1 protein-coding gene is annotated in these 2691 nt (G+C 49.9%); it reads left to right on the top strand.

From position 1 onward, the window contains the following. Positions 1 to 329 precede the first annotated feature (329 nt). Complete coding sequence (locus F6J99_RS43990; protein ID WP_293123488.1) at positions 330 to 2456, top strand: bifunctional metallophosphatase/5'-nucleotidase; 2127 nt, start codon at positions 330 to 332, stop codon at positions 2454 to 2456. The last annotated feature ends 235 nt before the right edge of the window (positions 2457 to 2691 follow it).

Here is a 2691-nt window from a genome sequence, read left to right as displayed (position 1 = left end):
TGCCCCCCTAGGGCGTGTTTTCAAAGTTTGTCGCATGATTATGATCCCCCCCAGCCCCCCTTAAAAAAAGGGGGGAGCCATACTCAAAGTCCCCCTTTTTTAAGGGGGATTTAGGGGGATCTCCGAGTTTGAAGACACTCCCTAGCCCCCCAGCGAGCAATCCCTCGCTGGGGGGAAAAAGACTTTCAAAGTCCCCCAGAATTGGGGGATTTAGGGGGCTTTAATAAAACTAGATGATCCCGCATTCATTCCTTAATTCAGCAACGCCCAAAAATAAACAATTAATTGATATCGTAAACAAGGCACAGAAAAGCTATTAGGTATATTCAATGAATTGGAACCGTATTTGGAAAATAGGGGTAGGAGTCGCGATCGCACTAGTTTTGGCCATTGTTGCCTACCTGGTGATAGGACAACAGAATCAACCCATCCCCGATCTAGGCTCTACAGGCACCAGTAACCCTGAGCCAGAGGTTGTTGACTCAGATCCAGAGCCTTTTACTCTACAACTGCTCCATGCTTCAGATTTTGAGGCCGGACTAGACGCATTGGAAGATGCTCCTCGGTTTTCCGCCGTCCTGAATGCCCTCAAGAAGGACTACCCCAACACCCTTGTCCTCTCCTCTGGAGACAACTACATTCCCAGTCCGTTCCTGTTTGCGGGCAGCGACCCTAGGTTGAACGAGACCCCTGTGGGAGAGGCTAGTATTGGTCATGCCAATATCGAAATCCACAATCAACTCGGTATCCAAGCTTCGACCTTTGGGAATCATGATTTCGATCTCGGCAGCAATGAAGTGCGGGATATCATTCAACCAGATGGAGCTTACCGTGGGGCGCTGTTTCCCTATCTCAGTGCAAATCTCGATTATAGCACAGACCCTAACCTCTCCAGCCTGATCACGGCAAACGGTCAAGAAGTCAGTACTATTCCGCCAGGACAGGTTGCAGGGACTGCAGTGATTACCGTCAATGGTGAGCCAATTGGTATTGTGGGAGCAAGCACACCCCTTCTGCCTACCATCTCTTCCTCTGATGGAGTCACGGTGTTCCCGGAAAATCCCACAGACTATGACGCCCTGGCTGCTACAATCCAAACTGCGGTGGATGAATTGACCACTACGGGCATCAACAAGATTATTCTCCTGGCTCACATGCAACAGTTGACCATTGAGCGGGATGAGTTAGCCCCTCGTTTGCGGGATGTAGATATAATCGTGGCGGGAGGGTCTCATACCTTGCTGTCTGATGCCACGGATCGTCTGCGGCTGGGAGATACCAGTGGTGGTATTTATCCCATTCTCAAAACCAATGGAGATGGAAATGCGATCGCTGTTGTGAACACCGATGCCACCTATAAGTATGTCGGTCGTCTGGTAGTGGACTTTGATGCAAACGGTATCCTGATTCCCAGCAGTATTGACCCCAACATTAGTGGAGCCTACGCCACTGATGATCAAGGAGTCGAAGCGGTAGGAGGAACCCCAGATCCAGAGGTTGTAGAAATTACCAATACCCTGGATGAAGTGATCAGTACTCAGGATAGCAACATTTTTGGCAATACCAACGTTTTCCTGCGGGGCGATCGCGCTTTTGTCCGTACCGAAGAAACTAACCTGGGTAACCTAACGGCTGATGCTAACCTGACCTATGCCAAAACTGTAGATGCTACAACGGTATTTTCCTTCAAAAATGGAGGTGGCATCCGTTCCAACATCGGAGTAATTAGCGCTGCTAACGGTGGCATCGACCCCAATGACTTTGAACTGTTGCCCCCAGCAGCCAATCCTGAGGTGGGCAAGGAAGAAGGGGAAGTTTCCCAACTCGACATCACCAACTCCCTCCGTTTTAACAATGGACTTACCCTGTTTACTGTCACAGCGGATCAATTGCTGGAAACCATCGAAGATGCAGTGGCGGCAACAGCTCCAGGTGTCACTCCCGGCCAGTTTCCCCAAGTCGGTCGGCTTAAGTTTAGCTTTGATAGCAGTCGTCCTGCCAATGATCGGGTTCTGTCTCTGGTTGTCCTGGACGATCAAGACCAAGTTCTCGATGTAGTGGCTCAGAATGGTGAATTAGTGGGGGATCCCAGCCGCACGTTTCGTGGTGTTACCATTAGCTACGTGGCTGATGGCGCTCCCTTATCCACCTTCTTGAGTGCCAATCCAGCTTTGTTCAATCGGGTTGATTTCTGGGGTGAGCCGGATAGCAATGGCAATGGGGTTTTAGATGCTGACGAAGACCTCAACAAAAACGGCATCCGAGATGGTGCGCTCTCTGAACCTTTCGATGGTTTTGCCAATTTTGCCTCCTTTGGTTCCGAGCAGGATGCCCTGGCAGAATACCTCCATCAATTCTTCCCCACGGCAGCCAATGCCTTTAATCAGCCTGATACTGACCCAACATTGGACGAGCGGATTCAGAACCTAGCTTTCCGGGAAGATACGGTAATTTGATGTCCGGTTGAATACTTACACTTTGGCCAAAGCAAGGCAGAGGGCAGAAGGCAGAAGGCAGAAGGCAGAAGTTCAGTGACATACTCCCACACTGAATCAAAGATTACAGTGTGGGCTTCTTACCAACTCCACCCAACGGTTCGGATACTCGGTAAGCTTTATTAACGACACGGGATGCCCCTCCGCGCCGGAACAATACAATAAGTTGTATTTTTGATTAGTAGGTGGCTGACAA

Source organism: Moorena sp. SIO4G3 (assembly GCF_010692305.1).
GTDB classification, from domain to species: Bacteria; Cyanobacteriota; Cyanobacteriia; order Cyanobacteriales; family Coleofasciculaceae; genus Moorena; species Moorena producens_A.
This window is presented reverse-complemented; position numbering and strand designations above follow the sequence as displayed.